Below are 14,049 nucleotides of genomic sequence, written 5' to 3' on the forward strand. Positions count from 1 at the left end.
ATGACGAACGACGTCCCGCTTTACCCGTCGACCGAGGCCCCCACCCCCACGACGAAGACGCTGGTGCACCTCGTGCGTCACGGCGAGGTGTTCAACCCGAAGAAGGTGCTCTACGGGCGCCTCGACGGCTACCACCTCTCCGAGCTCGGCCGTGAGATGGCCGAACTGACGAGCCAGTGGCTCGCTCCGCGCGACATCACCTACCTCGTCAGCTCGCCGCTCGAGCGTGCGCAGGAGACGGCCGCGCCGCTCGCCGAGAAGCTCGATCTGCCCGTCGTCCTCGACCCGCGCGTCATCGAAGCCGGGAACGATTTCGAGGGCCTGACCGTTGGATCGAACCCCAAGCAACTGCTCCAGCCCCGCTTCTGGCCGAAGCTCGTCAACCCGCTGCGGCCGAGCTGGGGAGAGCCGTACCAGGAGATCGCCGAGCGCATGTACACCGCCATCCTCGACGCCCGTGACGCCGCGGCCGGACACGAGGCCGCCGTCGTCAGCCACCAGCTGCCCGTGTGGACGGCCCGTCGCTTCGCCGAGGGCAAGCGCCTGTGGCACGACCCGCGATCGCGTGAGTGCACGCTCGCGTCGGTCACGACGATCGAGTTCACCGGTGACGAGATCACCGGCGTCCAGTACGCCGAGCCCGCGGGTCGCCTGCTGCCCAACTCGACACAGTCGGTGGGTGCCTGATGGCGCGCCGTGCCCGATCGCTCAAGGCAACCGCAGCGACGTCGCTCGCCCTTGCCGTCACCCTCGGTCTGAGTGCGTGCGGTAGCGAGCAGAACGACAGCATCAGCAAGCAGGCCCAAGCCGGCGACAACAAGGGCTACGTGGCCGGTGACGGTTCCGTCGAAGAACTTGCGGCCGCCAAGCGTGCCGAGCCCGTGCAGCTCACCGGCGAGACGCTGGACGGCAAGAAGTGGAACGTGGAGTCCGAGCGCGGCAAGGTCGTCGTCCTCAACGTGTGGGGTGCGTGGTGCGGCCCGTGTCAGGCCGAGACGCCGCACCTCGAGAAGGCGTGGAAGAACTACGACAACGCGAACAAGCCCGTCGTGTTCATGGGCCTCGACCAGCGTGACTCCGACGCCGTCGCCAAGTCCACGCTCAAGAAGTGGGGCGCCACCTACCCGTCGCTGAAGAACGACGACGGGCAGAACCTGCAGGGTCTGCAGCGCAAGGTCGTCGCAACGCCAACGACGCTCGTGCTCGACAAGCAGGGGCGCATCGCGGCACGCGTCTCCGGTTCCACCACCGAGACCACGGTGCGGAACATGGTCGACAAGGTGCTCGCGGAGAAGGCTTGAGCTCCAGCGTTGCGGCGCTCGCTCACCTGACGAGTTCCCCCGAACAGATCGTCGCGAACGGCGCGTTGCCGCTCGCGATCTTCTTCGCTGCGCTCGCGGGGGTCGTCTCGTTCGCGTCGCCGTGCGTGCTGCCGCTCGTGCCGGGCTTCCTCGCCTACGTCACGGGCTTGACGGACGAGAAGCGACGCACCCGACTCGTGCTCGGCGCGTGCCTGTTCGTGCTCGGATTCTCCGTCGTCTTCGTCGGCATCCAGGCCGCCGTCAGCCTCGTCTACGACACGGTGGGCGCTCACCGCAGCCTGCTCACGCGCATCGGCGGCGTCATCGTCATCCTCATGGGGCTCATGTTCCTCGGCGTCGTGGGCCAGCGAGGCTTCACGGTGCGCTGGCGCCCGGCCGCGGGCCTCGTCGGGGCACCGTTGCTCGGTGCCGCGTTCGGTCTCGGGATGGCTCCCTGCATCTCGCCGGTTCTCGGCACGCTGGTGGCGGCCAATACGTCCCTCAACGCGGACAGCCAGGGGAGGGCTCTGTTCCTCACCGTCTGTTACGCGCTCGGCATGGGCCTGCCGTTCATCCTCATCGCCGCTGGGTGGAGCCGTGCCGAGAAGGCGTCGAAGTGGCTTCGTGACCACCACCGTCCGATCCAGATCGTCGGCGGCACTCTCATGATCGCCATGGGCCTGCTCATGGTGAGCGGGCTGTGGGAGGAACTCATGGCCCTCGTCCAGTCCAACCTCGTCAACCAGTTCGAAACGGTGATCTAGTGGCAGCCAAGAAGGCCCCGGGCAACAACGGGCCCGAGACCAGCGACGACGCAGCGAAGGGCGCAGCCGCCAAGAAGTCGCCGCGAGGCGGCGCGAAGGCCGGTGGCAAGTCCGGCACGTCGGGCAAGGCCGGCGCGAGCATCGGTGTCGTCGGCATGCTGCGCTGGTTCTGGCGCCAGCTGACGACGATGCGCACGGCGCTATTCCTGCTGCTGCTCGTGGCCATCGCGGCCGTGCCGGGCTCGATCTTCCCGCAGCGCTCGATCGACGCCACCCGCGTCACCCAGTACGAGCAGGACCACCCCGACCTGTTCCCGTGGCTCGATCGCCTCGGGATGTTCAACGTCTACAGCACGCCGTGGTTCGCCGCGATCTACTTGTTGCTCGCCGTCTCGCTCATCGGCTGCATCATCCCGCGCACCAAGGTGCACTGGAAGGCGATGCGTTCCGGTCCGCCGAAGATGCCGCGCAACATCAAGCGTCTGCCGGCTCACCGCAGCGAGACCGTCGACGCGAGCCCCGACGCCGTTGCCGAGGCCGCGCGTGAGGTGCTGCGCCGCAAGCGCTTCAAGCTCCGCAAGGACACGGGCGACCTCGAGGTCGCCTCGGAGGGCGGCATGCTGCGCGAGAGCGGCAACCTGCTGTTCCACCTCAGCATCGTCGGCATCATCGTCGCCGTCGCCGGTGGCCACGTGTGGGGTTGGCGCGGTGACGTCATCGTCCCGGACAAGAGTGGGTTCACCTCGACGATGACCCGCTACGACACCCTCAAGCTCGGCCCCTGGGTCGACCTCGAGGAGGATCTGCCCGACTGGTCGCTGAAGATGGACAGCCTCAAGGTCACCTTCGAGGACAAGGTCGACCCCACGAGCCCGCAGTGGGGTCAGCCGCGTGACTTCACGGCCGACGTCCACTTCAAGGAGTCCCCGAACGCGAAGTGGCAGCAGGACCAGATCCGGGTCAACCACCCGCTCAAGGTCGGTGGCGGCGAGGTCTACCTGCTCGGAAACGGCTACGCGCCGAAGATCACGTACAAGGACGCGAAGGGCAACGTGCTCTACGACCAGTCGACGCCGTTCCTCGCCGTCGACAACCAGTACAAGTCGACGGGCGCGTTCAAGATCCCCGGCGCCTCGCCGGACCAGGTGGGTCTGTTCGGCTTCTTCCTGCCCACGGCCTACGTCGACCCGAACAAGGGCCCGAGCTCGGCCTTCCCGGACGCGAAGGCTCCCGCGCTCTACCTCGGCGTCTACAAGGGTGACCTCTACCCGAACGGCCGCCCGCAGTCGGTCTTCAGCCTCGACACCGAGAAGATGACGCAGGTCAAGGACGAGAAGGGCCAGCCCCTTCGTCTGCAGATCGCACTCGGTCAGACGGTGAAGCTGCCGAACAACATGGGTTCGGTCACCTTCGAGTCGGTGCCGCGTTGGGCGGGTCTCTCGATCCGGCACGACCCGGGCAAGCTGCCCGCTCTCATCTTCTCCGTCACGGCCCTCGCAGGCCTCGTGGTGTCGCTCATGATTCGCCGCCGCCGCGTCTTCGTCCGGGTGCGCCCGGCCGCGGACGCAGACGGTTCGAGCGCCCCGCGTACAGTGGTGGAGATCGGTGGCCTCGCCAAGGGCGAGGACCCCAGGCTCGCTCTCGCGGTCGACGAAATCTTCGAACGCATCCAGGCTCGCGCCGTCACGACCGGAACGACAGGTAAGGCATGATGTCCGCTTTCGCCCTCATCGACGAGGCCAACAGCGCCCTCGCCCAGAACTCGACGTACGCCGTCTACGCCTCCGGGCTCGTCCTGACGTTGGCCATGCTGGCGTTCTGTGTCGACCTGGCACAGACCCCGGGCCGCAAGGAGCGTGTCGGCGAAGCCGCTGCCCACGCCGGGGACGAGGACGCCGCCGCGGGTACGTCCGCGACCTCGAGCCGTGATAAGTCGGCGGGCGGCGCCACGGCCGTCCTCGAGCGCACCGAGACCCACTCCTCCAAGCGTGACCTCGACGGTGACGGCGGGAGCGATCTTCCTGCCGACCCGGCGCCGCGCAAGTGGGCCGGCACGGGCATGGCCCTGACGTGGCTCGGAACGGCGGCGCTCGTCCTCGGCATCGCGCTGCGCGGCTTCGCCGTCGGCCGTCCGCCGCTGGGCAACATGTACGAGTTCGACCTCGTCGGCACCGCGTTCCTGCTCGTGTGCTTCCTCGGCTGGAGCCTGCGCAAGGACGTGCGCTGGCTCGGTGCGTTCGTCACGCTCCCCGCCGTCCTCTTCATCATGCTCGCGGCCCTCGTGTACTACACCGAGGCGAGCAAGCTCATGCCGTCGCTGCAGTCGTACTGGCTGTCGATCCACGTGACGGTGGCAACGCTGTCGATCGGTCTGTTCACCATCGGCTTCGTCATCACCTGCCTCTACCTCGCGCAGCTCAACCGTGAGGAGAAGGGCAAGACGGGCGGCTTCCTCAAGGCCCTGCCGGATTCCAAGACCCTCGACCGTCTCGCGTACGGCGTGCACATCATCGCGTTCCCGCTGTGGATGTTCACGATCCTCGCCGGCGCCATCTGGGCCCAGGAGGCCTGGGGCGCCTACTGGAACTGGGACCCGAAGGAAGTGTGGTCCCTCGTCATCTTCATCGTGTACGCGGCCTACCTGCACAGCCGCGTGACGGTCGGGTGGAGCGGTCGCAAGGCCGCCGTCGTCGTCATCATCGGCTTCGCCTGCATCCTCATCAACTACGGCGTCGTCAACGTGTACTTCGTCGGCCAGCACTCCTACTCGGGGCTCTGATCCATGGCACCTGTCGCGCGCTACACCGTCCTGCGCCTCCTCGTCTTCTTCGGCTGCCTCAGCGTCGGCTGGCTCGTAGGGCTCCGTGGTTTCCTGCTGCTCATCGTGGCGGCCATCGCCTCGACGGTCATCAGCTTCTTCGCGCTCAACCATTTCCGTCAGGAGACGGTCGACGTCGTGGAGAGCCGCGTCGAGCGTCGCCGCGAGCGCTCCAAGGAACTGCGCGAGGCCGAGGACAACGACGAGTAGTTCGTCGGACTCATCCACCCGTCACACCAGGGTCAGCCAGTAGTCCTGGAATCGTAGGAAGATGGCGAGCACGAGGAGTGCGAGCCACATGACAGCTGCGCTGGGTGCCCAGCGGCTGACCGCCGCGGGTACCGCGCCTTCCGAGGCGCCGGCCCGAACTGCGACGGTGACCAACGCGAGCATGACGACCCACACCACCATGCAGTAGGGGCAGAGCGCCCCGATCACGGTGAGGCTCTGCCAGATGAGCCAGTGGACGAAGGCAAACCCCACGAGGACGCCGGCGAGCAAGCCGACCCAAACCCAGCGGCTGAAGTGGAGGCCGCCCGCGCCCAGGGCGCCGGCGGTCATCACGATGCTGAAACCCACGATCCCCAGTACAGGGTTCGGCAGGTCTGCCACGACACTTGCCTGCCACGAGGTGATGACCGAGCCGCAGGCGACGACGGGATTGATGCTGCAACTCGGGACGTGCTCCGGATCGGCCAGCAGTGCGAGCTTTTCCATCAGGAGAATGACGGAGCAGACGAGGCCGACGGCAGACAGGCCGACGAGGGCGATGCTCTGCCGCCGCTCGCCCGCGGAGCTGCTCACTTCACCGCTTCATCGATGAGGGAACGGAAAGCCTCCATGGAGTCGACGGTGACCTTTTCGCCGTCGAGGAAGAACGTCGGGGTGCCTTCGACGCCCGCTTCCAGGCCGGCTTTGTAGTCCTTCTCGACGCGGGCCTTGGTGGCGGGGGACGCCACGGCCCTGTCGTAGGCGGCCATGTCGAGGCCAAGTTCTTGCGCGTAGCCTCGGAACACGGAGGCTTGGGATGTCTGCTTCTCGCCCCACTGTGTCTGACGTTCGTACATCGTGGAGTACATCTGCTGGAGTTTGCCCTGCTGTGCCGCGGCCTCCACAGCGAGCGCGGCGGTCATGGAGTTCTTGTGGCCCGGCAGCGGGAAGTAGCGGATGACGAAGGTGACCTTGCCCTTGTAGTCCTTGCGGAGTTCCTCGACGAACGGGTATGCGGCGCGGCACGCCTCGCATTCGAAGTCGAGGAATTCGACGAGGACCGGTGAGCCGTCGGGTGCCTTTTGCAGCCGGTGGCTGTCAGGGGCGGCGAGGTTGGACACGGCCGTGTCCCCGGATGCGGACGGCGTCGGCTTCGGTTCTGGGGTCCTGTTGAGGAATATCACTGCGACGATGACGGCGGCAACGATCGCGACGACAAGTGCGGCGGCGAGGGCGGGCTTCTTCATGCTCATCCTTGTACGGCGGGCGACAGTGGGATTACGCTAACATCTGTTCAATTGATCAGATGTTAAGGAGTTGCTCGTGTCGTCGAATGTCGAAGCGCTCGATGCTTGTGCGCCGGGGGCCGACTGCCCCGACAAGGTCGCTTTGGCGATGGAGGCATTGCCGCCGCTCGAGGTGATCGAGGAGATCAGCAGCGTCTTCAAGCTGCTTGGCGATCCCACTCGAACCCGTCTGCTCTACACACTGCTCGACGCGGGGGAGCTCTGCGTCTGTGATCTCGCGGAGGCGACCGGGGTGACGGAAACGACTGTCTCACAGGCTTTACGTCTGATGAGGTCGTCCGGGGTTGTCATCGGTCGTCGAGCGGGCCGAAACGTCTTCTACCGCCTTTCGGACGGCCACGTGCGCATGTTGCTCGACGTGACGCGGGCGCACATCGATCACGACACGAGTAAGTCCTGAGATGGGGCACGGTCACTCGCACGGCCCCACGGCCGCTGAAGGCACTTCGGCCGCAGGGCGTCATCGGTGGCGCCTGGCGGTCTCGTTCGGCCTCGTTCTCGCGTTTTTCGTCGTCGAACTCGTCGCAGGTCTGCTCTCGGACTCACTGGCTCTGATCAGCGACGCCGGCCACATGGCCGCCGACGTCGTGACGTTGGGTGCGGCGCTCGTCGCCACACGCATCGCGACACGGAAGGACACGACAGGCCGCCGCACGTTCGGCTCCTACCGCGCTGAGGTCTTCGCCTCCGGGTTCGCAGTGCTCGTCATGCTTGGCGTGTCGATCTACATCGCGGTGGAGGCGATCGGACGTTTCGGGTCCCCGGGCGAGCCGGCTTCGGGCGTCATGCTCGTCGTCGGTGCGATCGGGCTGGTCATCAACCTCATCAGCATCGCGCTGTTGCGCGCCGGGGCGAGCGAGAGCCTGAACGTGCGCGGCGCCTACCTCGAGGTTCTCGCGGACAGCCTGGGCTCCGTCGGGGTCATCGCCGCCGCACTTCTCGTTCGATTCACCGGCGCAACGTGGTGGGACACAGGAATCGCCCTCGCCATAGCGGCCTTCGTTGCCGTACGCGCGGTGATGCTCGGGCGTGAGGTGCTCGCTGTGCTGGGCCAGCACGCTCCTGCCGACGTCGAGCCGCGCGAGATCCTCGAGGCGCTCGAAGCCCTCGGGTCGGTCGAGGACGTGCACGACCTGCACGTGTGGCAGCTCACGAGCGGAATGAATGTCGCTACAGCTCACGTCGTCGCCTCCCCAACGGGTGCCCGCGACGGCGTAGCCCTGCGAGAAGCGAGCGACCTGCTGCGAACGAAGTTCAGCATTGCCCACGCGACGCTCCAGGTGGAGACCGGCGTCGAGAACTGTGAAGGGGCGGATTGGTGACGACATTGACTGCTGAACGTCGGGCCGCCCTCGGGCGCCGGGCGCAGTGGCTTGCGCTCGCGACGGTGCTCTACAACACCGTCGAAGCGTTCATTGCCATTTCCGCCGGCAAGATTGCGGGCTCGGTGGGTCTTGTCGGTTTCGGTCTCGACTCGATCATCGAAGTGTCAAGCGGCCTCATCATCCTGTGGCAGTTCCGTCATGCCATGCCAGAGTCCAGGGAGCAGACCGCGCAGAAGGCGATGGCCTTCGGGTTTGCTGCGTTGGCGCTGTTCGTCGGCTACGAAGCCATCTCGGCGCTCGTGCGGCGGGAGGCGCCGGATGTCTCGTGGGTCGGCATGCTACTCGCGGCGTTGAGCGTCGTGATCATGCCGTTCCTGTCTTACGCCCAGCGATCCACGGGTCGAGAGCTCGGTTCGGGATCGGTTGTCGCCGATTCGACACAGACGCTGCTGTGCACGTATCTGTCGGTCGTGCTCCTCGTGGGACTCGGGCTCAATGCACTGTTCGGATGGTGGTGGGCCGATCCGATCGCGGCCCTCGCCCTGGCTGCGGTCGCCGCCCGGGAGGGTTGGCAGGCATGGCACGGGGAAGGCTGCTGTGCCGTTGGGAACTCAGGTACCCCTTGCTCGGCAACCCCCACGGTCGACGACTGCTGCTCCGGCAACGTTGCCACCGGACCCGAGCGTGTCGATGCCTGCGCAGACGGCTGCTGCTCGGGTGAGCACTCGAAGTCGTCCACGCCGCAGCTCGTGCAGTTGGGGCGCAGCTCTGACGCGTGAAGTCCGCGGATGACGATCGGGCCGGGCACTCTCCATTGAGGTGCCCGGCCCGATCGTCATCGGTGACCGTGGTCAGTTCATGAAGTGCGCGGCGAGGAGACCCCCGCCGAGCAGGATGCCGTAGGCGAGCTGGAAACGTCCGGTGCCGGCGAGGGCGGGTACGAGGTCGCGGCCCGTGGCCCCGCCGAGAACACGACGCAGTGGCGGCACCGCGAGGACGAGGGACACGAAACCGGCGGCTGCGGGCAGGTGGTAGACGGCGCAGACGCCGACGGCGAGGGCCGCGACAGCCACGAGGACGGCGTAGAAGATGCGCGTCGGGCGGTCGCCGAGCCGGACGGCGAGGGTGTTCTTACCGACCTCGGAGTCCGAGGGGATGTCGCGCAGGTTGTTCGTCACGAGGATCGCGCAGGCGATGGCACCGACGCCGACAGCGCCGGCGATCGCCGGAACGGAGATCTCCTTGGCCTGGGTGTACGTGGTGCCGAGCACTGCGACGAGGCCGAAGAAGATGAACACGAAGACCTCGCCGAGGCCCTGGTAGCCGTACGGGTTCTTACCGCCGGTGTACTTCCACGCGGCGATGATCGCGGCAACCCCGACGAGCAGCAGCCATGGGGTGTTGGCCAGCGTGATGAGCGCGAGCCCGACGAAGGCGGCCACGAAGAAACTGGCGAACGCGGCGAGCTTCACGTTGGACGGGTTCGCGAGGCCCTGACCGACGAGTCGAACGGGCCCCACACGGTCCTCGTCGGTGCCGCGGATGCCGTCGGAGTAGTCGTTGGCGTAGTTGACGCCGATCTGGAGGAAGAGCGCCACGAATAGCGCGAGCAGCGCGAAGCCGGCGTTGCCCCGGTCCAGCGCGTACGCGGCGCCGGTGCCCACGGCGACCGGTGCAACGGCGGCGGGCAGGGTGCGGGGGCGTGCGCCTTCGACCCATTGGTTGAGCGTGGCCATCGGTGTCTTTTTCTCCGTCGGATCGGCAAGGAAGCAGAAGTGCTAGCGCAAATTCTGCCACTGGTCATGGCGAGCGACGAACGCGCGATCCGGCTTGCCCACGCCCGTCAGCGGCAGGGCCTCCTCGTAGCGGACCAATCGTGGAACCGCGTACGGCGGCAACAACCTTCGGCACTCGATGAGCAGACGTTCGGAGAGTTCCTCGGTTGCATCGACGGCCGCGTCCGTGACGATTGCCACAGCGACGGTCTGGCCCCAACGCTCGTGCGGGCGGGCGACAACCACAGCGTCGCGTACTCCGGGCACGCGTTGGACGGCTTCCTCGACGACGCGCGGGCTCACCTTGTAGCCACCGGTCGTGATGACGTCGTCGATGCGTCCGGTGATGGCGAGGGTGCCGTCGAAGCTGCCGAGGTCGTCGGTGAGGAAGTGATGTGCGCCGGCCTCGTCGACGAACGTGACGGCGGTGCGCTCGGGGTCGCCGAGATAGCCGGCGGCGAGCATCGGGCCCGTGAGGGCGATGCGACCGACACCGTCGTCGTCGGGCTCGATGACGCGTACGCCGACGCCGTCCAGCGGGGTGCCGTCGTAGACGCAACCGCCGGAGGTCTCGCTCGAGCCGTACGTCGTGACGACGGAGAGGCCCCCCTCACGGGCCCGCTCCAGCAAGGCGCGGGGTGTGGCCGAGCCGCCGACGAGGATGCTGCGGTACCGCCGGGCCGCGGCGAGGGCGCGCGTGTGTGTTTCGTCGTCACCGTCGAGCAGGTCGCGCAACTGAGTGGGCACGAGGCTCGTGTGGATCGGCGAGAACGGGGGAGCGTTTCGGGCGACGAGGCCGGTCGCCTTCGTAAAGCCCTCGAGGCTCCAGGCGTCGAGGACGGTGGGCGTCGTGCCGGAGACGATGGAGCGGACGATCACCTGGGTGCCGGCGATGTGGTGGGGCGGCAGTGGCAGAAGCCACGTGCCGGCGCCGATGCGGTCGTGGGTGGCGGTAGCACTCGCGACGAGAGCGCCGCGCGTCAGCATCGCGCGTTTGGGGGTACCGGTGGAGCCGCTCGTCGCGACGACGAGGGCGAGGTCGTCCGGTGCGGCGGCGAGTGCGGCGGCGTCGAACTCGGGTGCCGGGGCGCCTGCCTCGTACGGCGCGAGCGCCGGTCCCGCGCCATCGAGGGCGGCGGCGAGGGCCTCGTAGTAGCCGGTGATGTCGGCGCGGTCGACGGGGAACGGAACGAGCTCGGGCATGTCCTTCACCCTAGTCACGCCGGTCGGCGAGCCCGCGCAGGGTACATGGTGACGGTTGGGGTTCTTGGTGACGCTTGACCGTCACCAAGAACCCCAACCGTCACCAACGATGGCGGGTCAGCCTCGTCGTCGGGCCTGACGCAGCGCGCCGATGAGCGTGATGACCGCTCCGATCGCGATGACGGCCCAACTCGCGAGGATCATCAGGCCGGCGCCGATGTTCGCCCCGATCACCTCGTCGTTGCGGTTGCTGTACTCGCCGAGCCCCCACAGGCACAGGCCGACGACGATGACGGCGATTCCGATACGGACCATGGCTCCCCTTCAGGCGTTGAGTTCATCGCCTGCGGAGGATCGCGCGGCGCACAGTTCCGACCGTACTCATCTGCAGCCCTCCACCGCGGACCTGAGCGCTCATTGTGGAGACCACGCGACACAATGAGCCCATGACGAATCGCAAGGTGGCAGTGGTGACGGGCGCGAGCAGCGGCATCGGGCGGGCCAGCGCCCGCGCGCTCGCGGCGAAGGGCTACGAGGTCGTGTGCGCGGCCCGTCGTCTCGATCGCATCGAGGAACTCGCTCGCGAGATCGACGGCCGCGCCGTCCAGTGCGACGTGACGAACCGCGAGGACGTCGAGCGTCTCGCCGCCGAAGCCGGGCCCCGCGTCGACGTCCTCGTCGCGAACGCCGGGGGAGCGTTCGGCACCGACCCCGTGGCGAGCGCCGACCTCGACGACTGGCGTCGCATGTACGAAATCAACGTGCTCGGCACGCTCTCGACGATCCAGACGACGCTGCCCGCCCTCGAAGCGGCGCACGGCGTCATCATCACGATCGGCTCGACGGCCGGGCTCGTCTCGTACGAGGGCGGCGGCGGGTACTGCGGCGTCAAGCATGCGGTGCGCGCCATGATGGGCTCGCTGCGCCTCGAGCTGTTCGACAAGCCCGTGCGCGTGTGTGAGATCGACCCGGGCATGGTCAAGAGCGACGAGTTCGCGCTCGTGCGCTTCGACGGTGACGAGGAGAAGGCCGCAGCCGTCTACGCAGGTGTCGAGGCGCCCCTGACGCAGGAGGACATCGCCGACGCCGTCACATACATCGCGGAGCTGCCGGAGCATGTCAACATCGACCAGATGGTCGTGCGCCCGCGCGCTCAGGCGGCCCAGCACAAGGTGTTCCGCACGTCTTGACCGGCGCGCCCGACGCGCGTTCCACCCGCCGAACTGCTCGGCGGGCGGACCCTCGTCCAACGCGGCATGCCGCGGCTCTACGGTGGGTGAATGCGGCCCGATCGGATGGCCGCATTCATGACTGATCGGGTCCACGCGTCGGCCCGAAGCGCTCTCAGGAGGTGGCTCGTTGTCGACCCCACGTCTGCGCACCCGGGGCGGCACAGCCCCCGCGGTGCTCATGGTCATCGGATCCTGCACGTCGCTGCAGTTCGGTGCCGGCCTCGCCGTCCAGCTCTTCCCGGAGATCGGCGCCGCGGGTGTGACGACGTTGCGTCTCGGCTTCGCTGCCGTGCTCCTGCTGCTCGTCACCCGTCCGAAGCTGCGTACCTGGACGAAGCAGCAGTGGTTCGCCGTCGTCGCGTTCGGTCTGTCGTTGGCCGGCATGAACGGCCTGTTCTACGAGGCGATCGCGCGCATTCCGCTCGGTCCGGCCGTGGCCATCGAGTTCCTCGGTCCACTCGGTCTCGCGGCGGTGCTCTCGCGCAAGCTGCGCGACTTCGCGTGGATCGGCCTCGCACTCGCCGGCGTCGCGATGCTCGGTCTCGACGACGGGGGCGGCTCGCTGGACCCGGTGGGTGTCGCGTTCGTGCTCGGCGCTGGCTTCTTCTGGGCCCTCTACATTCTGGCGAGCGAGCGCGTCGGCTCGCTCCTCGACGGTGCGGGTGGCCTCGCGATGGCACTCGTCATCGGCACGCTTGCGATCATGCCGTTCGGCGCTCCCGGGGCTGTCGAGGGCCTCACGGACACCCACTTCTTCATGCTGGCGCTCGGCGTCGGCATGCTGTCGTCGGTCATTCCGTACGGCTTGGAACTCTCTGCGCTGCGTCTGTTGCCGAAGGCGGTGTTCGGGGTGCTGCTGGCGCTCGAGCCCGTCATCGCGGCGCTCGCCGGGTGGCTGTTGCTCGATCAGGGTTTCGGCATGGTCAGTGCTCTCGCGGTGGCGCTCGTCGTCATCGCCGGCGCCGGCTCCGCCATCACTGCGTCACGCTCGGCCAGCACCATCACGCCGCCGGAGGACACCCCCGACGAGGTGACGGCGTCCGTTCACGCGTGACGCACCACGCCGAGTAGGCACCGATAGGCTGACCGGCGTGAGTGACGAGACGCAGAAGCAGCCGGGCAACCCGTTCGACCCCACGGCCTGGAAGGTCGTCGAGGGGTTCGAGGATCTGACGGACATCACCTACCACCGCAGCGTCGAACTCGGCTGCGTGCGCGTGGCGTTCGACCGCCCTGAGGTGCTCAACGCGTTCCGCCCGCACACCGTGGACGAGCTGTACCGCGTGCTCGACCACGCGCGTCGCACGCCGGACGTCGGTGTCGTCCTTCTCACCGGCAACGGCCCCGGCCCGGAGGGCACCGGCAGCGCCGGCAAGTGGGCGTTCTGTTCGGGCGGCGACCAGCGCATCCGCGGCCGCTCGGGCTACCAGTACGCGGCCGACCACGACGGCGACCAGACGGCGTCCGGCGTCGACGAACTACGCGTCAAGGCCGAGGGTGGGCGTCTTCACATCCTCGAGGTGCAGCGCCTCATCCGCACGATGCCGAAGGTCGTCATCTGCCTCGTCAACGGTTGGGCAGCCGGTGGCGGCCACAGCCTCCACGTCGTCTGCGACCTGACGATGGCCTCCCGCGAACACGCGCGCTTCAAGCAGACCGACGCCGACGTGGGTTCCTTCGACGGCGGCTACGGCTCCGCGTACCTCGCGAAGATGGTGGGCCAGAAGTTCGCGCGCGAGATCTTCTTCCTCGGCCGCACGTACACGGCCGACGACATGCACCGCATGGGCGCGGTCAACATCGTCAGCGCGCACGACGAACTCGAGTCGGATGCCCTCCAGGCGGCCCGCGAGATCATGAGCAAGTCGCCGCAGGCGCAGCGCATGCTGAAGTTCGCGTTCAACCTCTCCGACGACGGCCTCATGGGCCAGCAGGTCTTCGCCGGCGAAGCCACGCGCCTCGCGTACATGACCGACGAGGCTGTCGAGGGGCGCGACCAGTTCCTCGAGAAGCGCGACCCCGACTGGTCGGGCTTCCCCTGGTACTTCTGATCGGCATTTCGTACTGCCCTGTCGGACAAGCGAACCAGCGAGAAATCGACGCCGAGGGAGACA

17 protein-coding genes are annotated in these 14,049 nt (G+C 67.7%); 12 read left to right on the top strand and 5 right to left on the bottom strand.

Annotation, left to right across the window (positions count from 1 at the left end):
- The 6 genes from EVU97_RS08350 to EVU97_RS08375 are packed head-to-tail and all read left to right on the top strand — an operon-like array spanning window position 1 to window position 5,093.
- Window positions 1–687 (top strand): histidine phosphatase family protein, encoded by a 687-nt coding sequence (locus EVU97_RS08350; RefSeq protein WP_129665019.1) that lies wholly within the window; start codon window positions 1–3, stop codon window positions 685–687.
- Window positions 687–1,301: a TlpA disulfide reductase family protein gene (locus EVU97_RS08355; protein ID WP_047312427.1), complete on the top strand. Its 615-nt coding sequence runs from the start codon at window positions 687–689 to the stop codon at window positions 1,299–1,301. Before EVU97_RS08350 ends, EVU97_RS08355 begins: the two co-directional genes overlap by 1 nt.
- Complete coding sequence (locus EVU97_RS08360; RefSeq protein WP_082128883.1) at window positions 1,298–2,065, top strand: cytochrome c biogenesis CcdA family protein; 768 nt, start codon at window positions 1,298–1,300, stop codon at window positions 2,063–2,065. The genes EVU97_RS08355 and EVU97_RS08360 overlap by 4 nt, the downstream gene beginning before the upstream one ends.
- The gene (locus EVU97_RS08365; protein ID WP_240730166.1) at window positions 2,065–3,777 is read left to right on the top strand and encodes a cytochrome c biogenesis protein ResB; all 1,713 of its coding nucleotides are present in this window, start codon (window positions 2,065–2,067) and stop codon (window positions 3,775–3,777) included. The genes EVU97_RS08360 and EVU97_RS08365 overlap by 1 nt, the downstream gene beginning before the upstream one ends.
- Window positions 3,777–4,844, top strand: a complete 1,068-nt coding sequence (gene ccsB, locus EVU97_RS08370) for a c-type cytochrome biogenesis protein CcsB (protein ID WP_129665021.1) — start codon at window positions 3,777–3,779, stop codon at window positions 4,842–4,844. Before EVU97_RS08365 ends, ccsB begins: the two co-directional genes overlap by 1 nt.
- A 3-nt stretch (window positions 4,845–4,847) precedes the next feature.
- Window positions 4,848–5,093 carry a DUF4229 domain-containing protein gene (locus tag EVU97_RS08375; protein ID WP_047312426.1) on the top strand — a complete coding sequence of 82 codons (246 nt, stop codon included), beginning with the start codon at window positions 4,848–4,850 and terminating at the stop codon, window positions 5,091–5,093.
- A 21-nt stretch (window positions 5,094–5,114) separates the two neighbouring features.
- Here the strand turns inward: EVU97_RS08375 and EVU97_RS08380 are convergent, their stop codons facing one another.
- Both EVU97_RS08380 and EVU97_RS08385 read right to left on the bottom strand, forming a co-directional pair.
- Window positions 5,115–5,687 carry a vitamin K epoxide reductase family protein gene (locus tag EVU97_RS08380; protein ID WP_047312425.1) on the bottom strand — a complete coding sequence of 191 codons (573 nt, stop codon included), beginning with the start codon at window positions 5,685–5,687 and terminating at the stop codon, window positions 5,115–5,117.
- Entirely contained in the window at window positions 5,684–6,340 is a 657-nt protein-coding gene (locus EVU97_RS08385) for a thioredoxin domain-containing protein (protein ID WP_047312424.1), read from the bottom strand. Before EVU97_RS08385 ends, EVU97_RS08380 begins: the two co-directional genes overlap by 4 nt.
- A gap of 76 nt (window positions 6,341–6,416) precedes the next feature.
- Here EVU97_RS08385 and EVU97_RS08390 point away from each other — a divergent pair, with 76 nt between their 5' ends.
- From EVU97_RS08390 to EVU97_RS08400, 3 genes are all read left to right on the top strand, one after another.
- Window positions 6,417–6,800, top strand: a complete 384-nt coding sequence (locus EVU97_RS08390; RefSeq protein ID WP_047312423.1) for a helix-turn-helix transcriptional regulator — start codon at window positions 6,417–6,419, stop codon at window positions 6,798–6,800.
- Between the two features lies 1 nt (window position 6,801).
- On the top strand, window positions 6,802–7,722 hold the full coding sequence (locus tag EVU97_RS08395; protein ID WP_047312422.1) for a cation diffusion facilitator family transporter: 921 nt from the start codon (window positions 6,802–6,804) through the stop codon (window positions 7,720–7,722).
- 65 nt (window positions 7,723–7,787) lie between these two features.
- Complete coding sequence (locus tag EVU97_RS08400; protein WP_240730167.1) at window positions 7,788–8,504, top strand: cation diffusion facilitator family transporter; 717 nt, start codon at window positions 7,788–7,790, stop codon at window positions 8,502–8,504.
- A gap of 72 nt (window positions 8,505–8,576) precedes the next feature.
- Here EVU97_RS08400 and EVU97_RS08405 read toward each other — a convergent pair whose 3' ends face one another.
- The 3 genes from EVU97_RS08405 to EVU97_RS08415 form a co-directional block, all read right to left on the bottom strand.
- Entirely contained in the window at window positions 8,577–9,461 is an 885-nt protein-coding gene (locus EVU97_RS08405) for a 1,4-dihydroxy-2-naphthoate polyprenyltransferase (RefSeq protein ID WP_118914204.1), read from the bottom strand.
- A gap of 42 nt (window positions 9,462–9,503) precedes the next feature.
- Complete coding sequence (locus EVU97_RS08410) at window positions 9,504–10,703, bottom strand: AMP-binding protein (protein WP_129665023.1); 1,200 nt, start codon at window positions 10,701–10,703, stop codon at window positions 9,504–9,506.
- 117 nt (window positions 10,704–10,820) lie between these two features.
- Entirely contained in the window at window positions 10,821–11,018 is a 198-nt protein-coding gene (locus EVU97_RS08415; protein ID WP_129665025.1) for a hypothetical protein, read from the bottom strand.
- A gap of 131 nt (window positions 11,019–11,149) precedes the next feature.
- Between EVU97_RS08415 and EVU97_RS08420 the strand changes: the two genes are divergently transcribed.
- From EVU97_RS08420 to EVU97_RS08430, 3 genes are all read left to right on the top strand, one after another.
- Entirely contained in the window at window positions 11,150–11,893 is a 744-nt protein-coding gene (locus tag EVU97_RS08420; protein ID WP_047312419.1) for an SDR family NAD(P)-dependent oxidoreductase, read from the top strand.
- 169 nt (window positions 11,894–12,062) lie between these two features.
- On the top strand, window positions 12,063–12,989 hold the full coding sequence (locus tag EVU97_RS08425) for a DMT family transporter (protein WP_240730168.1): 927 nt from the start codon (window positions 12,063–12,065) through the stop codon (window positions 12,987–12,989).
- Window positions 12,990–13,026: 37 nt separating this feature from the next.
- Window positions 13,027–13,986, top strand: a complete 960-nt coding sequence (locus tag EVU97_RS08430) for a 1,4-dihydroxy-2-naphthoyl-CoA synthase (protein ID WP_047312417.1) — start codon at window positions 13,027–13,029, stop codon at window positions 13,984–13,986.
- Window positions 13,987–14,049: the final 63 nt, after the last annotated feature.

This window comes from Dermacoccus sp. 147Ba, assembly GCF_004151355.1.
Classification (GTDB): Bacteria; Actinomycetota; Actinomycetes; order Actinomycetales; family Dermatophilaceae; genus Dermacoccus; species Dermacoccus abyssi.

Bases quoted from the DNA above. Each gene is read 5' to 3' on its own strand.
- EVU97_RS08350 (WP_129665019.1), top strand. From the start codon at position 1: ATGACGAACGACGTCCCGCTTTACCCGTCGACCGAGGCCCCCACCCCC.
- EVU97_RS08355 (WP_047312427.1), top strand. From the start codon at position 687: ATGGCGCGCCGTGCCCGATCGCTCAAGGCAACCGCAGCGACGTCGCTC.
- ccsB (WP_129665021.1), top strand. From the start codon at position 3,777: ATGTCCGCTTTCGCCCTCATCGACGAGGCCAACAGCGCCCTCGCCCAG.
- EVU97_RS08375 (WP_047312426.1), top strand. From the start codon at position 4,848: ATGGCACCTGTCGCGCGCTACACCGTCCTGCGCCTCCTCGTCTTCTTC.
- EVU97_RS08385 (WP_047312424.1), bottom strand. From the start codon at position 6,340: ATGAAGAAGCCCGCCCTCGCCGCCGCACTTGTCGTCGCGATCGTTGCC.
- EVU97_RS08395 (WP_047312422.1), top strand. From the start codon at position 6,802: ATGGGGCACGGTCACTCGCACGGCCCCACGGCCGCTGAAGGCACTTCG.
- EVU97_RS08405 (WP_118914204.1), bottom strand. From the start codon at position 9,461: ATGGCCACGCTCAACCAATGGGTCGAAGGCGCACGCCCCCGCACCCTG.
- EVU97_RS08410 (WP_129665023.1), bottom strand. From the start codon at position 10,703: ATGCCCGAGCTCGTTCCGTTCCCCGTCGACCGCGCCGACATCACCGGC.
- EVU97_RS08415 (WP_129665025.1), bottom strand. From the start codon at position 11,018: ATGGTCCGTATCGGAATCGCCGTCATCGTCGTCGGCCTGTGCCTGTGG.
- EVU97_RS08420 (WP_047312419.1), top strand. From the start codon at position 11,150: ATGACGAATCGCAAGGTGGCAGTGGTGACGGGCGCGAGCAGCGGCATC.